This is a genomic window from Kitasatospora sp. NBC_00070, assembly GCF_045041205.1.
Taxonomy (GTDB): domain Bacteria; phylum Actinomycetota; class Actinomycetes; order Streptomycetales; family Streptomycetaceae; genus Kitasatospora.
Genome location: NZ_CP108247.1, coordinates 6,867,420 through 6,883,032, shown reverse-complemented (window position 1 = coordinate 6,883,032; position 15,613 = coordinate 6,867,420). Strand labels below are relative to the sequence as shown.

Sequence of the window (15,613 nt, the reverse complement as noted above, 5' to 3'; positions counted from 1 at the left end):
GTGCCGGGTCATGAGGTGCCGCCCGCTCCGCTGTCGGCCGGCCGGGTGAACGGGTCCAGCGCCTCCCCGGAGGTGAGCGGCACCGGCGGGTCGGCGACCAGCGCGCGGCCGGGGACGAGCACGCACAGCTGCCCCTCCGCCCCGCCGAGAGCCCGGCGCCAGAGCGCGGTGGCCGGCCCGGGGCGGGCGGTGGTGGGCGTCAGCAGGCCGGCGTCCCGGCCCAGGTAGCGGGCACCGTCCGCCCACGGCAGGTCCTGCTCCGCACCGAGGACGAGCAGCATCCGGTCGGCGATGGGCAGACCCGGGTCGTCCTCGGCGAGCACCGCGAGGCGGGCCCCGCTGCGGATCCGCTCCCGGGCCGCGACGGCCAGGCCGGGCACCGCGGCGCCGACCGCGAGGACGGCGACGGAGGGCAGCGGCGGTTCCCGGCGCTCCCAGCGGAGCGGGACGGACGGGCGCGCGGAGGGCTCGGCGAGACTCACGAGGGAGTGACCGCCGCGACCAGCTCGGACCGTATCCCGGCCAGCGCGGCCGGCAGGTCGGCCGGGTCGAAGCCCGCGTCGATCTCGCGCAGGGCGGCCTCCAGCCGCAGCCGCGAGTCCCGGCCCTCGGGCAGGCCCCGGTGCTCGGCGAGCAGCGCGGTGCCGGTGTGGGCCAGCCGCTCGGCGCGGGCGGCCGTGCTGCGGGAGAGCTCCTCGGCGGCGTGCACCAGGCTGCGGTTGGCGGACTTCTCCACCAGGTCGGCGAGGGTGTCCCGGGCCAGTGCCTGGGTGTCGGCGGTCGGGGCGACCAGCGGCAGCACCCAGAGGTCGCGCGCGGAGGCGACCGTCCGGCCGTCCAGCACGGCGGCGGCCGCGACCAGCTTCTGCGAGCGCACCGCCCGGCGGTCACTGACCGGCACCCCGGCGGCGCGCAGTCGGCGCAGCGCCGTGCCGACCAGCGGGGTGACCTCGTCGAGGTCGCAGCCGCGGGCGGCGGTGGCCAGCCGGTCCACGGCGGCGAGCAGGCCACCTGGGGTGCCGTGCACGACCGGTGCGGCGGCGGGGCGGCGGCCGGCCTCCAGCAGCTCCTCCAGCCGGGCGTCGGCCACCGGCTCGACGAACACCCGGGCCAGGAAGCGGTCCGCGAAGGCGGCCAGTGCCGGGTCCTCGGGCAGGTGGTTGGCGGCGCCGACGCAGATCCGCAGCGGGCTGGCCAGGACGGTCCGGCCCCGGCGGAAGACCCGTTCGTTGAGCAGTCCGAGCAGGGTGTTCAGCACCGCCGTGGAGCCGAGGAAGACCTCGTCCAGGAAGGCGATCTCAGCCTCGGGGAGCATCCCGGCGGTCTCGAACTCGACCCGGCCCTCGCGCAGTCCGCGCAGGTCGACCGGGCCGAACAGCTCGTTCGGCTCGGTGAACCGGCCGAGCAGGTACTCGAAGTAGCGCCCGCCGAGCTGACCGGCCATCCGGCGGACGGCCTCGGACTTCGCGGTGCCCGGCGCGCCGACGACCAGCAGGTGCTCCCCTGCGACCGCACAGAGCATGACCACCTCGGCCACCGTCTCGCGGTCCACCATGCCGCGTCCCGCGGCGGCCACGGCGGCGCCGATCAGTTCGGCGTCCGCCGCCAGCGGCGAGCGGTCGGGGGCGGCGGGGATGTTGCTCGGGTCGGCGCTGATCTCGGTCACGAGCACGGGAGTCTACGGGCCCGCCGGCACGGCCCACCAGCGGGTTTCCCACCGCCGTGCCGCACCTCACACGCCGCCGGTGGACCCCGTGCCCTACCGGGCCGACTCGGCCAGCACGGCCTGCGCCGCGTTGTGACCCGGGATGCCGCTGACGCCGCCGCCACGGACCGCGCCCGCGCCGCACAGCAGGATGGTGGGGTGCGCCGTCGCCACGCCCCAGCGGGCGGCAGGGCTTTCGGCGGCCGCGTCCTCGGCGGCGTCGGCCGAGAACGGGAAGGAGAGGTCGCGGTGGAAGATGTGGCCGCCCGGCAGACCGACCTCCCGCTCCAGGTCCAGCGGTGTCTTCGCCTCCAGGCAGGGCCGCCCGTCGGCGTCCTCGGCCAGGCAGTCGGCGATCGGCTCGGCCAGCACCTGGTCGAGCTGCGCCAGACTCGCCGCCAGCGCCCGCTCCTTGGCCGCCGGGTCGGCGAACAGCCGCGCGGGCATGTGCAGTCCGAACAGGGTCAGCGTCTGCAGGCCCTGCCGGAGCGCCTCGGGCCCGAGGATCGACGGGTCGGTGAGCGTGTGGCAGTAGATCTCCGACGGCGGGGCCGACGGGATCCGGCCCGCCGCCGCCTCGGCGTGCGCCGCCGCCAACTGCCGGTAGCCCTCGGCGATGTGGAAGGTGCCGGCGAACGCCTCGCGCGGATCCGCGGCACCGTCCCGGAGGCGCGGCAGCCTGCGCAGCACCATGTTGACCTTCAGCTGGGCACCCTCCGGCGCGGGCCCGGGCTCCTCACCCAGCAGCCGTTCGAGGACCGCCGGGGCGGCGTTCACCAGGACCCGTCGGCCCACCGCCCGCTCCTCCTCGCCCCGGTGACGGTACGTCACCTCGGCCTCGCCGACCCCGTCGGTGGCGACGGCGGTGACCTCGCAGTCGGTCCGGATCTCCGCGCCGGCCGCCAGCGCCGCCTCGGCCAGCGCGCCCGTCACCGCGCCCATCCCGCCGACCGGCACGTCCCAGTCGCCCGTCCCGTTGCCGATCACGTGGTAGAGGAAGCAGCGGTTCTGCAGCAGGGAGGGGTCGTGGGCGTGCGTGAAGGTGCCGATCAACGCGTCCGTCAGCACCACCCCGCGCACCAGGTCGTCGGCGAAGGTCCGCTCGATCGCCTCGCCCAACGGCCGTTCGAAGAACGACTCCCAGGCGGCGTCGTCCGCAACCCGCTTGCGCAGTCCGGCCTTTGAGGGAAGTGGCTCGGTCAGGGTCGGGAACACCCGCTCGGCGAGCCGGCCGGTGGTCCGGTAGAAGGACTGCCACGCCCGCCACTCCCGGCCGTCACCGGTCAGCGCCCGGAACGACTCTCCGGTCCGGCCCGGATCGGCCGCGTCCACCAGCAGCCCGGTCGGCTTCCCGTCCCGGACGGTGGGCGTGTACGAGGCGATCCGGCGGCGCCGCAGGTCCAGCCGCAGCCCGAGCTCCCGGACCACCCGGTGCGGCAGCAGGCTCACCAGGTAGGAGTAGCGCGAGAGGCTGGCGTCGACCCCCGCGAACGCCCGGGTCGACACCGCTGCTCCGCCCACCTGCGGCAGCCGCTCCAGCACCAGCACCCGAAGGCCGGCCTGCGCGAGATACGCGGCCGCCACCAGCCCGTTGTGCCCGCCACCGACGATCACAACGTCGTGCCGGGAGGACGCGTTCGTGTTCATCCGGCCACGCTACGCCACCGGGGCGGCGCGGGAAACGCCTGCGCGACGCCCGGACGATCGCGCCCTCCGGGCAGTTCGGGCGTGACCCGCCGTCAACACCCGTACCGCCGCTGCGGCCCTCGCCAGTCGAGGCTTATTCGGTTAGGCTAACCTAACCTTTGCACCGTCCCAGTCCGGCCCGCTGTCGAGCCGCACCCACCCCGGAGAATCCAGATGCCGTCACCGTCGACCGCGCGCCCCGTCCTCCCGACGGCGGTGTGACGGATGGCCGAGGAAATACTCGAACTCCAGGGCCGGATCGCCCTGGTGACCGGCGCCGCGCAAGGCATCGGCGCGGCCGTGGTGCGGGCGCTCGGCGCCCGGGGCGCCGAGGTGGTGGCCACCGACCGGCGGACCCCGCACGACGCGGTCGGCTTCCTGGACGTCACCGACGGGGCCGCCGTCGAGCGGACCGTCGAGCGGATCGAGCGGGAGCACGGCCCGATCGAGATCCTGGTCAACGTCGCGGGCATCCTCCGCCCGTCCCCCGCCCTGGCGATCACCGACCAGGACTGGGCCGAGACCTTCGCGGTCAACTCCACCGGGGTGTTCCACACCAGCCGGGCGGTCGGACGCCGGATGGCCGCCCGCCGCCGGGGCTCGATCATCACCGTCGGCTCCAACGCCGCCGGGGTACCGCGCACCAACATGGCGGCGTACGCGGCCTCCAAGGCCGCCGCCACCATGTTCACCCGCTGTCTCGGCCTGGAACTGGCGGCCGAGGGCGTGCGCTGCAACCTGGTCTCCCCCGGCTCCACCGACACCGAGATGCAGCGCGCGCTGTGGAGCGACGACAGCGCCGAACAGCGTGTCATCGACGGCGACCCGGGCTCCTACCGGGTGGGCATCCCGCTGGGCCGGATCGCCTCCCCCGACGACGTCGCCGAGGCGGTCGTCTTCCTGGTCAGCGACCGGGCCCGGCACATCACCATGCACGACCTCTACGTCGACGGCGGCGCCACCCTGCGCGCCTGACGGAGCCACAGCCGACGGTCCGCCGGCCCCACGGCACCACCAGGCCGTCACCCACCACAGCACCCATCCCGGAACGGAGCACCATGACCACGGCGTTCGAGGCACACGAGGCGCCCGCCGCCCTCCCCGCCGCCGGCGACCTGCTGGCCGCCTACCGGCCGAGCCCCTCGGGCGCCTTCCTCGCCGGCCCCACCGGCACCCTGCTGGCCCGGGGCGTCGACCGGGCCGTGACCGACCCGGCCACGGCCACCGCCCTGCTGCGTGACCTCGGCCCGGACAGCACCGGCGTGGTGATCGGCGCCATCCCGTTCGCCCCCGGCCGCCCGGCCCGGCTGTTCGTCCCCACCGACCTGCGCCGCGCCGGGCCGGTCGCCGAGGACCCGTTCTTCGAACCGGCCGCGCCGGCGCCCGCCGACCGGATCTGGCGTCAGACCCCGGTCCCCGCACCGCAGGTGTACGCCGACGCGGTCGCCGAGGCGGTCCGGCTGCTGGCCGAGGATCCCGAGCTGGCCAAGGTGGTGCTGGCCCGCACCCTGGAGCTCAGCACGCCCGGCGGCGCCGACCTGCCCGCCATGCTGCACCGCCTGATCCACCGCGACCCGAGCGGCTACACCTTCGCCGTCCCGGCCGGCGGCGACGCCACGCTGGTCGGCGCCAGCCCCGAACTGCTGGTCTCCCGCCGGGGCCGCGCGGTGGTCTCCAACCCGCTGGCCGGCTCCGCCGCCCGCTGCGGCGACCTGGCCGAGGACCTGCGCCGCGCCGCCGCCCTGCTGGAGTCGCCCAAGGACCTCGCCGAGCACGCCTTCGTGGTGGACGCGGTGCGCCGCGCCCTGGCGCCGTACTGCGACGACCTGGTGGTGCCGGAGCGGCCCACCCTGCTGCGCACCGCCGCGATGTGGCACCTGTCCACCACCGTCACCGGCACCCTGCGCGACCCCGGCACCAGCGCGCTCGACCTGGCGCTGGCGCTGCACCCCACCCCGGCGGTCTGCGGCACCCCGACCGACCGGGCCCGTGAACTGATCGCCGAGCTGGAGCCCTTCGACCGCGACCTCTACACCGGCGTGGTCGGCTGGGGCGACGCCCGGGGCGACGGCGAGTGGGTGGTCACCCTGCGCTGCGCCGAGGCCGAGGGCGACCGCCTGCGGCTGTACGCCGGGGCGGGCGTGGTGGCCGCCTCCGACCCGGCCGCCGAACTGGCCGAGACCGGCGCCAAGTTCCGTACCTTCCTGCACGCCGTCGGCCTGGAGAACGCCTCGTGACCACCCGAACCACCGACACCCCGTGGACCACCGACACCGCCTGGCCGGCCGGGTTCGCCGCCCGCTACCGCGCCGCCGGGTACTGGACCGGCGAGCGGCTGGACGAGATGATCCGCCGGCATGCCGCCGCGACCCCCGACCGGATCGCGGTCACCGACGGGGACCGGCACTGGAGTTACGCCGAACTGGACCGCCGGGCCGACCTGCTGGCCACCGGACTGCTCGCCCGCGGCCTGCGCCGGGGCGACCGGGTGGTGCTCCAACTCCCCAACGTGGCCGAGTTCTTCGAGGTCTTCTTCGGCCTGCTCCGGGCCGGGATCGTGCCGGTGATGGCACTGCCCGCGCACCGCCGGGCCGAGCTCTCGTACTTCTGCGGGTTCGCCGGGGCGCGCGCCCTGATCGTGCCGGACCGGCACGCGGGCTTCGACCACCGGGCGCTGGCCGCCGAGGTGCTGACCGCCGTGCCGTCGCTGGGCGAGGTGGTGGTGGTCGGCGACCCCGGCGCCTTCACCCCGCTGGACGAGCTGCGCGCGGCCGAGCCCGTCCCGGTCGCCGACCCGCCGGACTCCGGCGACCTGGCGTTCCTCCAGCTCTCCGGCGGCAGCACCGGGCTGCCCAAGCTGATCCCCCGGGCCCACGACGACTACCTCTACAGCGTCCGCGAGTCCGCCCGGATCTGCGAACTCGGCGCCGACACCGTCTACTTGTGCGCACTCCCGGCCGCGCACAACTTCCCGCTCAGCTCCCCCGGCACGCTCGGCGCCCTGCACGCCGGCGGCCGGGTGGTGCTCGCGCCGGACCCGAGCCCGGGCACCGCCTTCCGGCTGATCGAGCGCGAGCAGGTGACTCTCACCGGCCTGGTCCCGCCGCTCGCCCTGACCTGGGCGGACGCCGCGGCCGGCGGTGAACACGACCTGGGGAGCCTGGAGTTGCTCCAGGTCGGCGGCGCCAAACTGAGCGAGGAGGCGGCCCGCCGGATCGGCCCCGCGCTCGGCTGCCGGCTCCAGCAGGTCTTCGGCATGGCCGAGGGCCTGGTCAACTACACCCGCCCGGACGACGACGAGCCCACCGTGCTGACCACCCAGGGCCGCCCGATCGCCGACGCCGCCGACGAGATCCGGGTGGTCGACGACCTGGACCGGGACGTGCCGCCCGGCGGCACCGGGCACCTGCTGACCCGTGGCCCGTACACCATCCGGGGCTACTGGAACGCGCCCGGGCACAACGCCACCGCCTTCACCCCCGACGGTTTCTACCGCACCGGCGACGTGGTCCGGCGCACCCCCACCGGCCACCTGGTGGTCGAGGGGCGGGCCAAGGACCAGATCAACCGGGGCGGTGAGAAGGTCGCCGCCGAGGAGGTGGAGAACGTCCTGCTCGGCCACCCGGCCGTGCACGACGTGGCCGTGGTCGCCACCCCCGACCCCTACCTGGGCGAGCGGACCTGCGCGTACGTCATCCTGCGGGCCGGGGCCGAACGGCCTCGCGCCGTCGAACTGAAGGCGTTCGTCCGGGCCGGCGGCCTGGCCGACTACAAGGTGCCGGACCGGGTCGAGTTCGTCACCGCCTTCCCGCAGACCGGCATCGGCAAGGTCAGCAAGAAGGACCTCCGCACCCCCGCCAGCTGACAAGGACCCCGGATCACCATGGCACTGCCCCGCATCAGCCCGTACCCGCTGCCGACGGACCTCCCGCCGGCCCGGGTGCCCTGGCAGGTCGACCCCGCCCGGGCCGCGCTGCTCGTGCACGACCTGCAGAACTACTTCCTCGCCGCCTTCCCCCCGGACCAGGCCCCGCTCGCCCCCGCACTGGCCAACACCGCCCGGCTGCTGGCGCACGCCCGCACCCACGGCATGCCGGTCTACTACTCGCACCAGCGCGGCGGACAGACCCGCGAACAGCGCGGCCTGCAGTACGACTTCTGGGGCCCCGGCCTGCCCGCCGACCCGCCCGCCCGGGCGATGCCCGCCCAGGTCCAACCGGTCGACGGCGACGTCCTGCTGACGAAGTGGAAGTACAGCGCCTTCGCCCGCACCGACCTGGCCGCCTCGCTCGCGGCGGCCGGCCGGGACCAGCTGGTGCTGGTCGGCGTCTACGCCCACATCGGCGTCCAGATGACCGCCTGCGACGCCTGGCAGCACGACATCGAGGCGTTCGTGGTGGCCGACGCGACGGCGGACTTCACCGCCGAGCGGCACCGCGACGCACTGGCCTGGATCGCCGACCGCTGCGGCGTCGTGGTCTCCACCGACCAGCTGCTGGCGGGCCGGTGAGCACCGGCCGGCTGCACGCCGAGAACGTCAGCCTGCGCTACGGCGACCGGGCCGTCGCCACCGACCTCACGGTGGCCGTCCCGGACGGCTCCTTCACCGTGATCGTCGGGCCGAACGCCTGCGGCAAGTCCACCCTGCTGCGGGCCTTCGCCCGGCTGCTCAAGCCCAGCGCGGGCCGGGTGCTGCTGGACGGCGAGCGGATCAGCGGCCTGCCCGCGAAGGAACTCGCCCGCCGGCTCGGCCTGTTGCCACAGAGCTCGACCGCGCCCGACGGCATCACGGTGGCCGACCTGGTGGCCCGGGGCCGGTACCCGCACCAGGGCCTGTTCCGGCAGTGGAACCGGGAGGACGAGCGGATCGTCGCCGAGTCGATGGCCGCCACCGACGTCGCCGCGCTCGCCGACCGCTTCGTCGACGAGCTGTCGGGCGGTCAGCGCCAGCGCGTCTGGCTGGCGATGGCGATCGCCCAGCAGACCCCGCTGCTGCTGCTCGACGAGCCGACCACCTTCCTCGACCTCGCGCACCAGGTCGAGGTGCTCGACCTCTGTGCCCGGCTGCACGAGGAGCAGGGCCGCACCCTGGTCGCCGTCCTGCACGACCTCAACCAGGCCGCCCGGTACGCCACCCACCTGATCGCCATGCGCGACGGCGCGGTGGTGGCCGAGGGCCCGCCCGCCGAGGTGGTCACCGCCGAGCTGGTGGAGCGGGTCTTCGACCTGCCCTGCCAGATCATCGCCGACCCGCAGACCGGCACCCCGCTGGTCATCCCGATGGCCCCGTCCCGCCGCTGACGGCCGCACCGTACGAAGGCCCCCGCAGAGCTGCGGGGGCCTTCGACGTACCTGGTGTCAGGCCCGCCCGGTGCGCCACTGACGGGCGATCAGCCAGATCAGGTAGCAGCCGCCCAGCATGCCGGTGAACACCCCGACCGGCAGCTGGGTGGGGGCCAGCAGGCGCTGCGCCGCGATGTCACTCGCCGCCAGCAGCGCGGCGCCCAGCAGCGCCGAGCCGAGCAGGTTCGGGCCGGTGGTCCGGGTGAGCCGGCGGACCGCCTGCGGGGCCACCAGGGCGACGAACGGGATCGGGCCCGCCGCCGCCGTCGCGGCGGCGGTCAGGCCGACCCCGACCAGCAGCACCCAGACCCGGACCCGCTCGGTCCTGACGCCCAGTGCGGCGGCGGAGTCCTCGCCCATCTCCAGCATCCGCAGCGGGCGGCCGAGCAGCAGCGCGGCGGGCAGCAGCAGCGCCAGCGCGACGGCCATCGGGCCCGCCTGCTCCCAGCCGCGCGCGTTCAGACTGCCCGTCAGCCAGACGGCGGCGCTCTGCGCGTCGCCGAACGAGGCCCGGGCGATCAGGTAGGCGTTGGCGGAGGCGAGCAGCGAGCTGATCCCGATGCCCACCAGCACCAGCCGGTAACCCTGGCTGCCGCCCTTGCGGGCCAGCAGGTAGACCAGCACCGAGGTGACCAGGCCGCCCGCCACCGCCCCGGACGCCACCGTGGCGGCGCCCCCGCCGATCAGCAGGATCACCACCAGCGCGCCGGTGGCCGAGCCGACCGTGAAGCCGATCACGTCGGGGCTGCCGAGCGGGTTGCGGGCCAGGGCCTGGAACAACGCGCCGGCCAGGCCGAGTGCCGCGCCGACCAGCAGGGCGGTCAGCAGCCGGGGCAGCCGGCTCTCCAGCACGATGTACCGCTCGGCCCGACTGCCGCCCCCCGTCAGCACGTTGAGCACGTCGGGCACCGGCAGCGGGAAGTCGCCCATGGTGAGCGTCCACACCGTCAGACCGAGCAGCACCAGCACCAGCAGTCCGGCCACGGCGGCGGCCCGGGGGTGCAGCCGGACTGACCGGCCGCCGGGCAGCCGGACGGCATGCAGCGGCACGACTGCCGGGGCGGTCGGAGCGCTCGGAGCCGGAGCGGCGGGGGCGGTCTTCGTTCCGTTCACAGCTGGGCGATCCTCCGGCCCCGGACCAGGGCGATGAAGAGCGGGGCGCCGAGGAAGGCGGTGACCACCCCGGCCTGGAGTTCGCCGGGGTGCAGCAGGACCCGGCCGAGCACGTCGGAGCCGAGCAGCAGCACCGGCGCGAACACCGCCGAGAGCGCCAGCACCCAGCGCTGGTCGGGCCCGCAGACGTACCGGGCCAGGTGCGGAACGGCCAGGCCGACGAAGGCGATCGGGCCGACGGCGGCGGTGGCGGCCCCGCAGAGCAGGGTGACGGCGAGCACGCCGAGCGCGCGGGTGCGGACCGGGTTGGCGCCGAGCGCGTGCCCGGCCTCGTCGCCCAGCGCCATCGCGTTCAGCGGGCGGGCCAGCGCCAGCGCCAGCACCGTGCCGACCACCAGGAACGGCAGCACCTGGCGGACCACGCCCGCGTCCACCCCCGCCAGCGTGCCGACCTGCCAGAACCGGAACCGGTTCAGGGTCAGCGGATCGAGCAGGATCAAGCCGTTGACGAAGGCGGTCAGCACGGCCGTCACGGCGGTGCCGGCCAGCGCCAGCCGGGCCGGCGTGGAGGAGGCCCGGCCACTGCCGCCGAGCAGGTGCACCAGTACCGCGGCGATCCCGGCCCCGGCCAGCGCGAACCAGACGTACGAGCCGAACGTGCGCAGGTCGAGCAGCGCAGTGGCGCCCGCGACGGCGGCGGCCGCCCCGCCGTTGACCCCGAGCAGGCCGGGGTCGGCGAGCGGGTTACGGGTGAGCGCCTGCATCAGGGCGCCGGACAGGCCGAGCGCCACGCCGACCGCGATCCCCAGCAGGGTGCGCGGGATCCGGGCGTGGTGCACCACGATCCAGTCCTCGGAGGCGGGTTCGTGGTGCAGCAGGACGTGCAGCACCTGGGCGGGCGGGATGTACCGGGCGCCGACCGCGATCCCGGCCACCGCGACCGCGGCGAGCAGCACCAGCGAGCCGAGCAGCCAACCGACCTTCCTGGCCCGCCCCTTGCGGGGCCGGGCGACCGGCGCCGGCCGGTCGAGTGTCGCGGTGCTCATGCCTGCTCGTGGTCGTCCTCGTGGTGGTCGTGGTTCGCCACGCCGCGCTTCCAGTAGCCGTCCACGTCGACCTGCTCCTTGCCCAGGCCGCGCTCGCCGCGCAGGTGACGGCGGATCGGCTTGAGGGTGGTGGCCTCGCCGGCGATCCAGGCGAAGCCCAGGCCCGTCGGCAGCTCGGCCGCCCGGATCGCCCGCTCCAGCAGGTCGGTGGAACCGGCCGGGGCGGAGCCCCGGTGCAGCCAGGTCAGGTCGAGGTCGGTGACGGTCCTGAACTCCTGCTCGTCGTCAGCCCCGGGCACCTCGGCGAAGGCGATCACCTTCACCCCGGCGGGCAGCATCTCGATCCAGCGGGCCAGCGCGGGCAGCGCGGTCTCCTCGGCGGCCAGCAGGTACCAGTCGTGGACGAAGTCGATCTCCTCCGAGCCGCGCGGGCCGAACACGCCCAGCCGCATGCCGGGTTCGGCCTGCTCGGCCCAGGTCGAACCGATGCCGGTGCCGTGCAGCACCATGTCGATGTCGAGCTCCCGCTCGGCCCGCCGGTAGTGCCGGATGGTGTAGTCCCGGGTGATCGGCTCGACCGGGGCGTCCATCCAGGTGTCGTTCTCGACCACCGGCTCGACCGGGAGTTCGGCGCCGGGCTCGGGGAAGCAGAGCTTCACGTGGTCGGTCGGCGCCTGCTCGCAGAAACCTTCCAACGCCTCCCCGGCGAAGGTCACCCGGACCGTGCCGGGGGTGACCCGGTCCACCTTGGTGACCTCCAGCAGGCGGTACTTGAGCGGATGGCGGACGATCCGCATCCGCGGCGGAGCGCTCTCGGTGGTCATCGTTCGGCCCTATCCGGTGGGAGGAGTGGCACGGCCCGGCGGACAGGGCCGCGTGACAATTAGGTTAGCCTAACCTCTCATCACCGAGCCAGTGGCCTCCGGAACTGCCGGACCGTCACCGACCAGGCGGCCGCCGTCCAACCGGATCACCCGGGGCAGCCGGGCGATGGTGGTCGGCCGGTGCGCGATCACGATCAGCGTGCAGTCCGCCCGCAGCTCGTCCAGCGCGTGTTCCAGCCGGGCCGCCGTCACCGGGTCGATGTCGGCGGTCGCCTCGTCCAGCACCAGGACGGCCGGGTCGGCGAGCACCGCCCGGAGCAGGCCGACGATCTGCCGCTCACCGGCCGACAGGCTGCCACCGCGCTGGCCGACCTCTGCGTCCAGACCGCCGTCCAGGCCGGACACCCAGTCCCGCAGGCCGAGTTGATCGACCGTCCGCTCGATCCGGGCCCGGTCGGGGGCGCCCTGCACCAGGGCCAGGTTGTCGGCCACCGTACCGGTGACCATCCTGACCTCCTGCGGCACCAGCACCACCCGGCGGCGCAGCTCCTCCTCCGGGATCCTCCGCAGATCCGTCCCGGCGAAGCTCACCGTCCCGCCGTCGGGCCGGTAGAGCCCGCACAGCAGCTTGGACAGCGTGGTCTTGCCGGAGCCGGTCTCGCCCACCACGCCGGTACGGCTGCCGACCGGGAAGCTCAGCGTGACGGGGTGCAGCACCCGGCCGTCGGCGCGGTAGGAGTACTCCACCTCCGTGCACAACAGCTCCCCCCGGTCCGGGAGTTCGGCCGCCGGGCCCGACCGCGCGGGCGGAGCGGTGGCGGCCAGCAGGTCGAGCAGCCGGGCCAGGCCGGTCCGTGCCCCCTGCACCTCGCCGACCAGCTGGGAGAGGTCGGCGAAGGAGTCGAACAGGTTCCGGCTCGCCAGCACGAACACGACCACCGCGCCGATGCTCAGGCTGTCCCTGGCCACCAGCCAGCCGCCCACCAGCAGCAGCAGCACCAGGGCCAGCCCCTCGATCAGGCTGACCAGGTTGATCCGGTTCTCCACCCGCAGCGTCCGCTGGTTGGCGCGCACCGCCTGCCGGTTCTCCCGGTCGAAGCGGACGGTCCAGCCGGGCAGGCCCCGGGAGGTCTGCAGCGCCTCACGGGCCGTCAGGGTCTCGGCGAAGGTGGCCGCGACGGCCGTCTCGCTCTGCGCCTTGCCACCGAAGGCGGCGCCGGCGTCCCGCTGGAACCACCGGGTCACCAGCAGCGTGAGCGGGACGAAGACCACCAGCTGGACCAGCAGCATCAGCCAGGAGTAGCCCAGCAGCAGCACCAGGGTGAAGAGCAGGGTGGCCACCGAGGAGACCAGGTTGCGCAGGTGCTCGCGGACGAAGGCGGCCAGCGCGGCCACCTCGCCGGTGGCCCGGCGCAGCAACTCGCCGCTGCGGTGCGACTCCAGGAACCGCAGCGGGGCGGTGGCCAGGTTCTCCACGCACTGCTCGCGCAGCGTGCGGACCACCTGCTCACCGCTCTTGATCAGCAACAGTTCGCCGGTCCTGGTCAGCACCAGCTGGACCACCGCCAGCAGCACCAGCAGCAGCACGGCCAGGCCGAGCCCGTGCCGGTCGCCGGAGCGCACCGCGTTGACGGCCAGTCCGACCAGCGGGGCGACCGCGACCAACGCGGCCGAGTCGGCCAGCCCGACCGAGACCGCGACCGCGAGCCTGCCGCGGTGCGGGCGCAGGTAGGGCGCGGCCCGGCGCAGTACGGCCTTCTGGTCGGCCTCCTCCAGGAGCAGGGGCTGCTCAGCCACGGGCCACCTCCATCGCGGGTTCGGCCGGTCCGGAGCGGTCCGTCCGTTCGGAGTCGTCGGTCGGTTCGGAACGGTCCACGGGCGGCAGGATCCGCACCACCCGGTCGGCGGCCGCCAGCACGGCGGCCCGGTGGCTCACGAAGACCACGGTGCGACCCTTCGCCCAGTCCTTCAGACGAGCCAGCACCACCTCCTCGGTACTGGTGTCCAGCGCGGAGGTGGAGTCGTCGAGCAGCAGCACCTGCGGGTCGCCGAGCAGGGCCCGGGCGATCGCCAGCCGCTGCACCTGGCCGCCGGAGAGCGCGGTACCGCCCTCGCCCAGCTCGGTGGCGTAGCCGTCGGCCATCGCGGTCAGCTGGTCGTGCAGCCCGGCCGTCCGGCAGGCGTCGTGCAGGGCCCGGTCGGGGAGGTCGCGGCCGAGCCTGAGGTTGTCGGCCACGCTGCCCGAGAGCAGCAGCGGCCGCTGGGCCACGTACCCGATCCGGGCCCGGACCTCGTCCAGCCGGACGGTCCGCAGGTCGGTGCCGCCGTACGCGACGGTGCCGGTGGCGGGGTCGTCCAGCCGGACCGGCAGCCGCAGCAGGGTGGACTTGCCGGAGCCGGTGGCGCCCTCGACGGCGAGGAACTCACCCTGACGGACGGTCAGGTCGAGCGGGGCCAGCACGGTGCGGCCGTCCCGGACGGCACTGACCCCGGTGAGGGTCAGGTCGCCGGTGGCCGGCAGCGGCCGGGCGTCGGCCGGGTCCGGATCGGTGACGGTGGCCGGGATGGCCAGCGCCTCCTCGATCCGGGCGGCCGCCACGTCGGCCATGCCGCGCTCCAGCAGGCGCTCGACCAGGACCCGGGTGGCCAGCGTGATGGTGGCCATCCAGGAGACGAAGGCGACCAGCCCACCCCACTGCAGACCGCGGTCGAGCACGGCGAGGCCGCCGATGCCCAGGCCGGCGGCGACCGCCAGCCGGGGTACGAACGGCGCCACGGCGGCCCAACTCGCCTCGATCCGGGCGGCGGTGACGGTGCGCTCGGTGACCTCGGCGCTGGCCACGTGGTGCCGGGCCACCAGCGGTCGGTGACCGCCGGTGCCGCGCAGACCGGTGCCGACCTGGAGCAGGTCGGCGACGGCGTCGGCCCGCTCGCCGTGCACCCGGGCCAGCTCGCCGCTCGCGGCGGCGAAGCGCTTGGGGTAGTGGAGGTTGACCGCGACCAGGAACGGCAGGGTGGCCAGCGTGACCAGCAGCAGGCTGACGTCCAGCACGGCCAGCGCGGGCAGCACGACGGCGAAGGTGGTGCCGAGCACCACCCAGATCGGCAGCCCGTAGACCCACTCACGGACCAGGTCGGTGTCCCGGGTGGCCCGCATCGCCAGGTCGCCGTGACCGCGCGAGGCGAGCGCGGCGCGGTCCAGTCCCGCCAGGTGCCGCAGCAGCCCGGCCCGCAGGTCGGCGCCGACCTTGGAGTCGGCGTAACCGGCCAGGTACTGCCAGGCGTACAGCGCGACGAACTGGACCAGCGCGGTGCCGGCGGTGGCCAGCGACCACCAGAGCAGCACCCGGTCGTCGTGCTTCTCCAGCCCGTCGTCCAGGGCGTGCTGGACGCACCAGGGCACGGCCAGCAGGGCGACCTGCCGGACCGCCGCGGCGGCCATCGCGGCTGCCACCAGGCCCCGGTGCGGGCGGACCGACCGGCGTAGCAGAGCCCGGGCGCGTCTGCGCCGCTCGGGGGAGAGTGCGCCGGGGGCCAGGTCCTCGTCGGCCAGTTCCTCGGCCGTCAGCGCGTCGGCCGGGGCCGTCTGATGGGTACTCACGTCTGTCCGTCTGCTCGAAGTCGGGGACGGGCGGGGCGGGGCCGTCGGCCCCGCCCCGGAATCGCCGTCAGGACTGTGCCGCCACCGTGCGGGCGATCAGGCTCGCGGGGCGCATGTCGGTCCAGTTGGCGTCGACGTACGCGGTGCAGGCCGCCCGGGTGTCCTGGCCGTGCACGGCGGTCCAGCCGGCCGGGATCTCGGCGAACGCGGGCCACAGCGAGTGCTGGTTCTCCTCGTTGACCAGCACGTAGTAACGGGCGTCGTCGTCCTCGAACGGGTTGGTGGCGCTCATGGT

14 protein-coding genes are annotated in these 15,613 nt (G+C 75.1%); 5 read left to right on the top strand and 9 right to left on the bottom strand.

Features of this window, described 5'->3' with window-relative positions; genetic code table 11:
* Nucleotides 1-8: 8 nt before the first annotated feature.
* From OHV05_RS31150 to OHV05_RS31140, 3 genes are all read right to left on the bottom strand, one after another.
* A complete protein-coding gene (locus OHV05_RS31150; protein ID WP_405020648.1) occupies nucleotides 9-482 on the bottom strand; it encodes a hypothetical protein in 474 nt (157 codons plus the stop codon).
* Nucleotides 479-1,666, bottom strand: a complete 1,188-nt coding sequence (locus OHV05_RS31145; RefSeq protein WP_405020647.1) for an AAA family ATPase — start codon at nucleotides 1,664-1,666, stop codon at nucleotides 479-481. The genes OHV05_RS31150 and OHV05_RS31145 overlap by 4 nt, the downstream gene beginning before the upstream one ends.
* Nucleotides 1,667-1,759: 93 nt before the next feature.
* Complete coding sequence (locus tag OHV05_RS31140) at nucleotides 1,760-3,352, bottom strand: phytoene desaturase family protein (protein WP_405020646.1); 1,593 nt, start codon at nucleotides 3,350-3,352, stop codon at nucleotides 1,760-1,762.
* 264 nt (nucleotides 3,353-3,616) lie between these two features.
* On the opposite strand from OHV05_RS31140, the gene OHV05_RS31135 reads away from it, so the two are divergent.
* The 5 genes from OHV05_RS31135 (at nucleotide 3,617) to OHV05_RS31115 (ending at nucleotide 8,692) form a co-directional block, all read left to right on the top strand.
* Nucleotides 3,617-4,366 carry a 2,3-dihydro-2,3-dihydroxybenzoate dehydrogenase gene (locus OHV05_RS31135; protein WP_405020645.1) on the top strand — a complete coding sequence of 250 codons (750 nt, stop codon included), beginning with the start codon at nucleotides 3,617-3,619 and terminating at the stop codon, nucleotides 4,364-4,366.
* Nucleotides 4,367-4,449: 83 nt separating this feature from the next.
* Nucleotides 4,450-5,628 (top strand): isochorismate synthase, encoded by a 1,179-nt coding sequence (locus OHV05_RS31130; RefSeq protein WP_405020644.1) that lies wholly within the window; start codon nucleotides 4,450-4,452, stop codon nucleotides 5,626-5,628.
* On the top strand, nucleotides 5,625-7,256 hold the full coding sequence (locus tag OHV05_RS31125) for a (2,3-dihydroxybenzoyl)adenylate synthase (RefSeq protein WP_405020643.1): 1,632 nt from the start codon (nucleotides 5,625-5,627) through the stop codon (nucleotides 7,254-7,256). Before OHV05_RS31130 ends, OHV05_RS31125 begins: the two co-directional genes overlap by 4 nt.
* An 18-nt stretch (nucleotides 7,257-7,274) precedes the next feature.
* Nucleotides 7,275-7,901 carry an isochorismatase family protein gene (locus OHV05_RS31120; RefSeq protein WP_405020642.1) on the top strand — a complete coding sequence of 209 codons (627 nt, stop codon included), beginning with the start codon at nucleotides 7,275-7,277 and terminating at the stop codon, nucleotides 7,899-7,901.
* A gap of 11 nt (nucleotides 7,902-7,912) precedes the next feature.
* Nucleotides 7,913-8,692, top strand: a complete 780-nt coding sequence (locus tag OHV05_RS31115) for an ABC transporter ATP-binding protein (protein WP_405021587.1) — start codon at nucleotides 7,913-7,915, stop codon at nucleotides 8,690-8,692.
* A gap of 57 nt (nucleotides 8,693-8,749) precedes the next feature.
* Here OHV05_RS31115 and OHV05_RS31110 read toward each other — a convergent pair whose 3' ends face one another.
* The 6 genes from OHV05_RS31110 to OHV05_RS31085 form a co-directional block, all read right to left on the bottom strand.
* Nucleotides 8,750-9,847, bottom strand: coding sequence for a FecCD family ABC transporter permease (locus OHV05_RS31110; RefSeq protein ID WP_405020641.1), 1,098 nt, complete (start codon nucleotides 9,845-9,847; stop codon nucleotides 8,750-8,752).
* On the bottom strand, nucleotides 9,844-10,893 hold the full coding sequence (locus OHV05_RS31105; RefSeq protein ID WP_405020640.1) for a FecCD family ABC transporter permease: 1,050 nt from the start codon (nucleotides 10,891-10,893) through the stop codon (nucleotides 9,844-9,846). Before OHV05_RS31105 ends, OHV05_RS31110 begins: the two co-directional genes overlap by 4 nt.
* The gene (locus tag OHV05_RS31100; protein ID WP_405020639.1) at nucleotides 10,890-11,717 is read right to left on the bottom strand and encodes a siderophore-interacting protein; all 828 of its coding nucleotides are present in this window, start codon (nucleotides 11,715-11,717) and stop codon (nucleotides 10,890-10,892) included. Before OHV05_RS31100 ends, OHV05_RS31105 begins: the two co-directional genes overlap by 4 nt.
* Before the next feature lie 69 nt (nucleotides 11,718-11,786).
* On the bottom strand, nucleotides 11,787-13,514 hold the full coding sequence (locus tag OHV05_RS31095; protein WP_405020638.1) for an ABC transporter ATP-binding protein: 1,728 nt from the start codon (nucleotides 13,512-13,514) through the stop codon (nucleotides 11,787-11,789).
* Nucleotides 13,507-15,318, bottom strand: a complete 1,812-nt coding sequence (locus OHV05_RS31090; protein WP_405020637.1) for an ABC transporter ATP-binding protein — start codon at nucleotides 15,316-15,318, stop codon at nucleotides 13,507-13,509. Before OHV05_RS31090 ends, OHV05_RS31095 begins: the two co-directional genes overlap by 8 nt.
* 67 nt (nucleotides 15,319-15,385) lie before the next feature.
* Entirely contained in the window at nucleotides 15,386-15,610 is a 225-nt protein-coding gene (locus OHV05_RS31085; RefSeq protein WP_405020636.1) for an MbtH family protein, read from the bottom strand.
* Nucleotides 15,611-15,613: the final 3 nt, after the last annotated feature.

What these genes read in the sequence shown, in the direction of transcription:
- OHV05_RS31140 (WP_405020646.1), bottom strand. Translation starts at nt 3,352, where the DNA reads ATGAACACGAACGCGTCCTCCCGGCACGACGTTGTGATCGTCGGTGGC.
- OHV05_RS31135 (WP_405020645.1), top strand. Translation starts at nt 3,617, where the DNA reads ATGGCCGAGGAAATACTCGAACTCCAGGGCCGGATCGCCCTGGTGACC.
- OHV05_RS31130 (WP_405020644.1), top strand. Translation starts at nt 4,450, where the DNA reads ATGACCACGGCGTTCGAGGCACACGAGGCGCCCGCCGCCCTCCCCGCC.
- OHV05_RS31120 (WP_405020642.1), top strand. Translation starts at nt 7,275, where the DNA reads ATGGCACTGCCCCGCATCAGCCCGTACCCGCTGCCGACGGACCTCCCG.
- OHV05_RS31105 (WP_405020640.1), bottom strand. Translation starts at nt 10,893, where the DNA reads ATGAGCACCGCGACACTCGACCGGCCGGCGCCGGTCGCCCGGCCCCGC.
- OHV05_RS31100 (WP_405020639.1), bottom strand. Translation starts at nt 11,717, where the DNA reads ATGACCACCGAGAGCGCTCCGCCGCGGATGCGGATCGTCCGCCATCCG.
- OHV05_RS31085 (WP_405020636.1), bottom strand. Translation starts at nt 15,610, where the DNA reads ATGAGCGCCACCAACCCGTTCGAGGACGACGACGCCCGTTACTACGTG.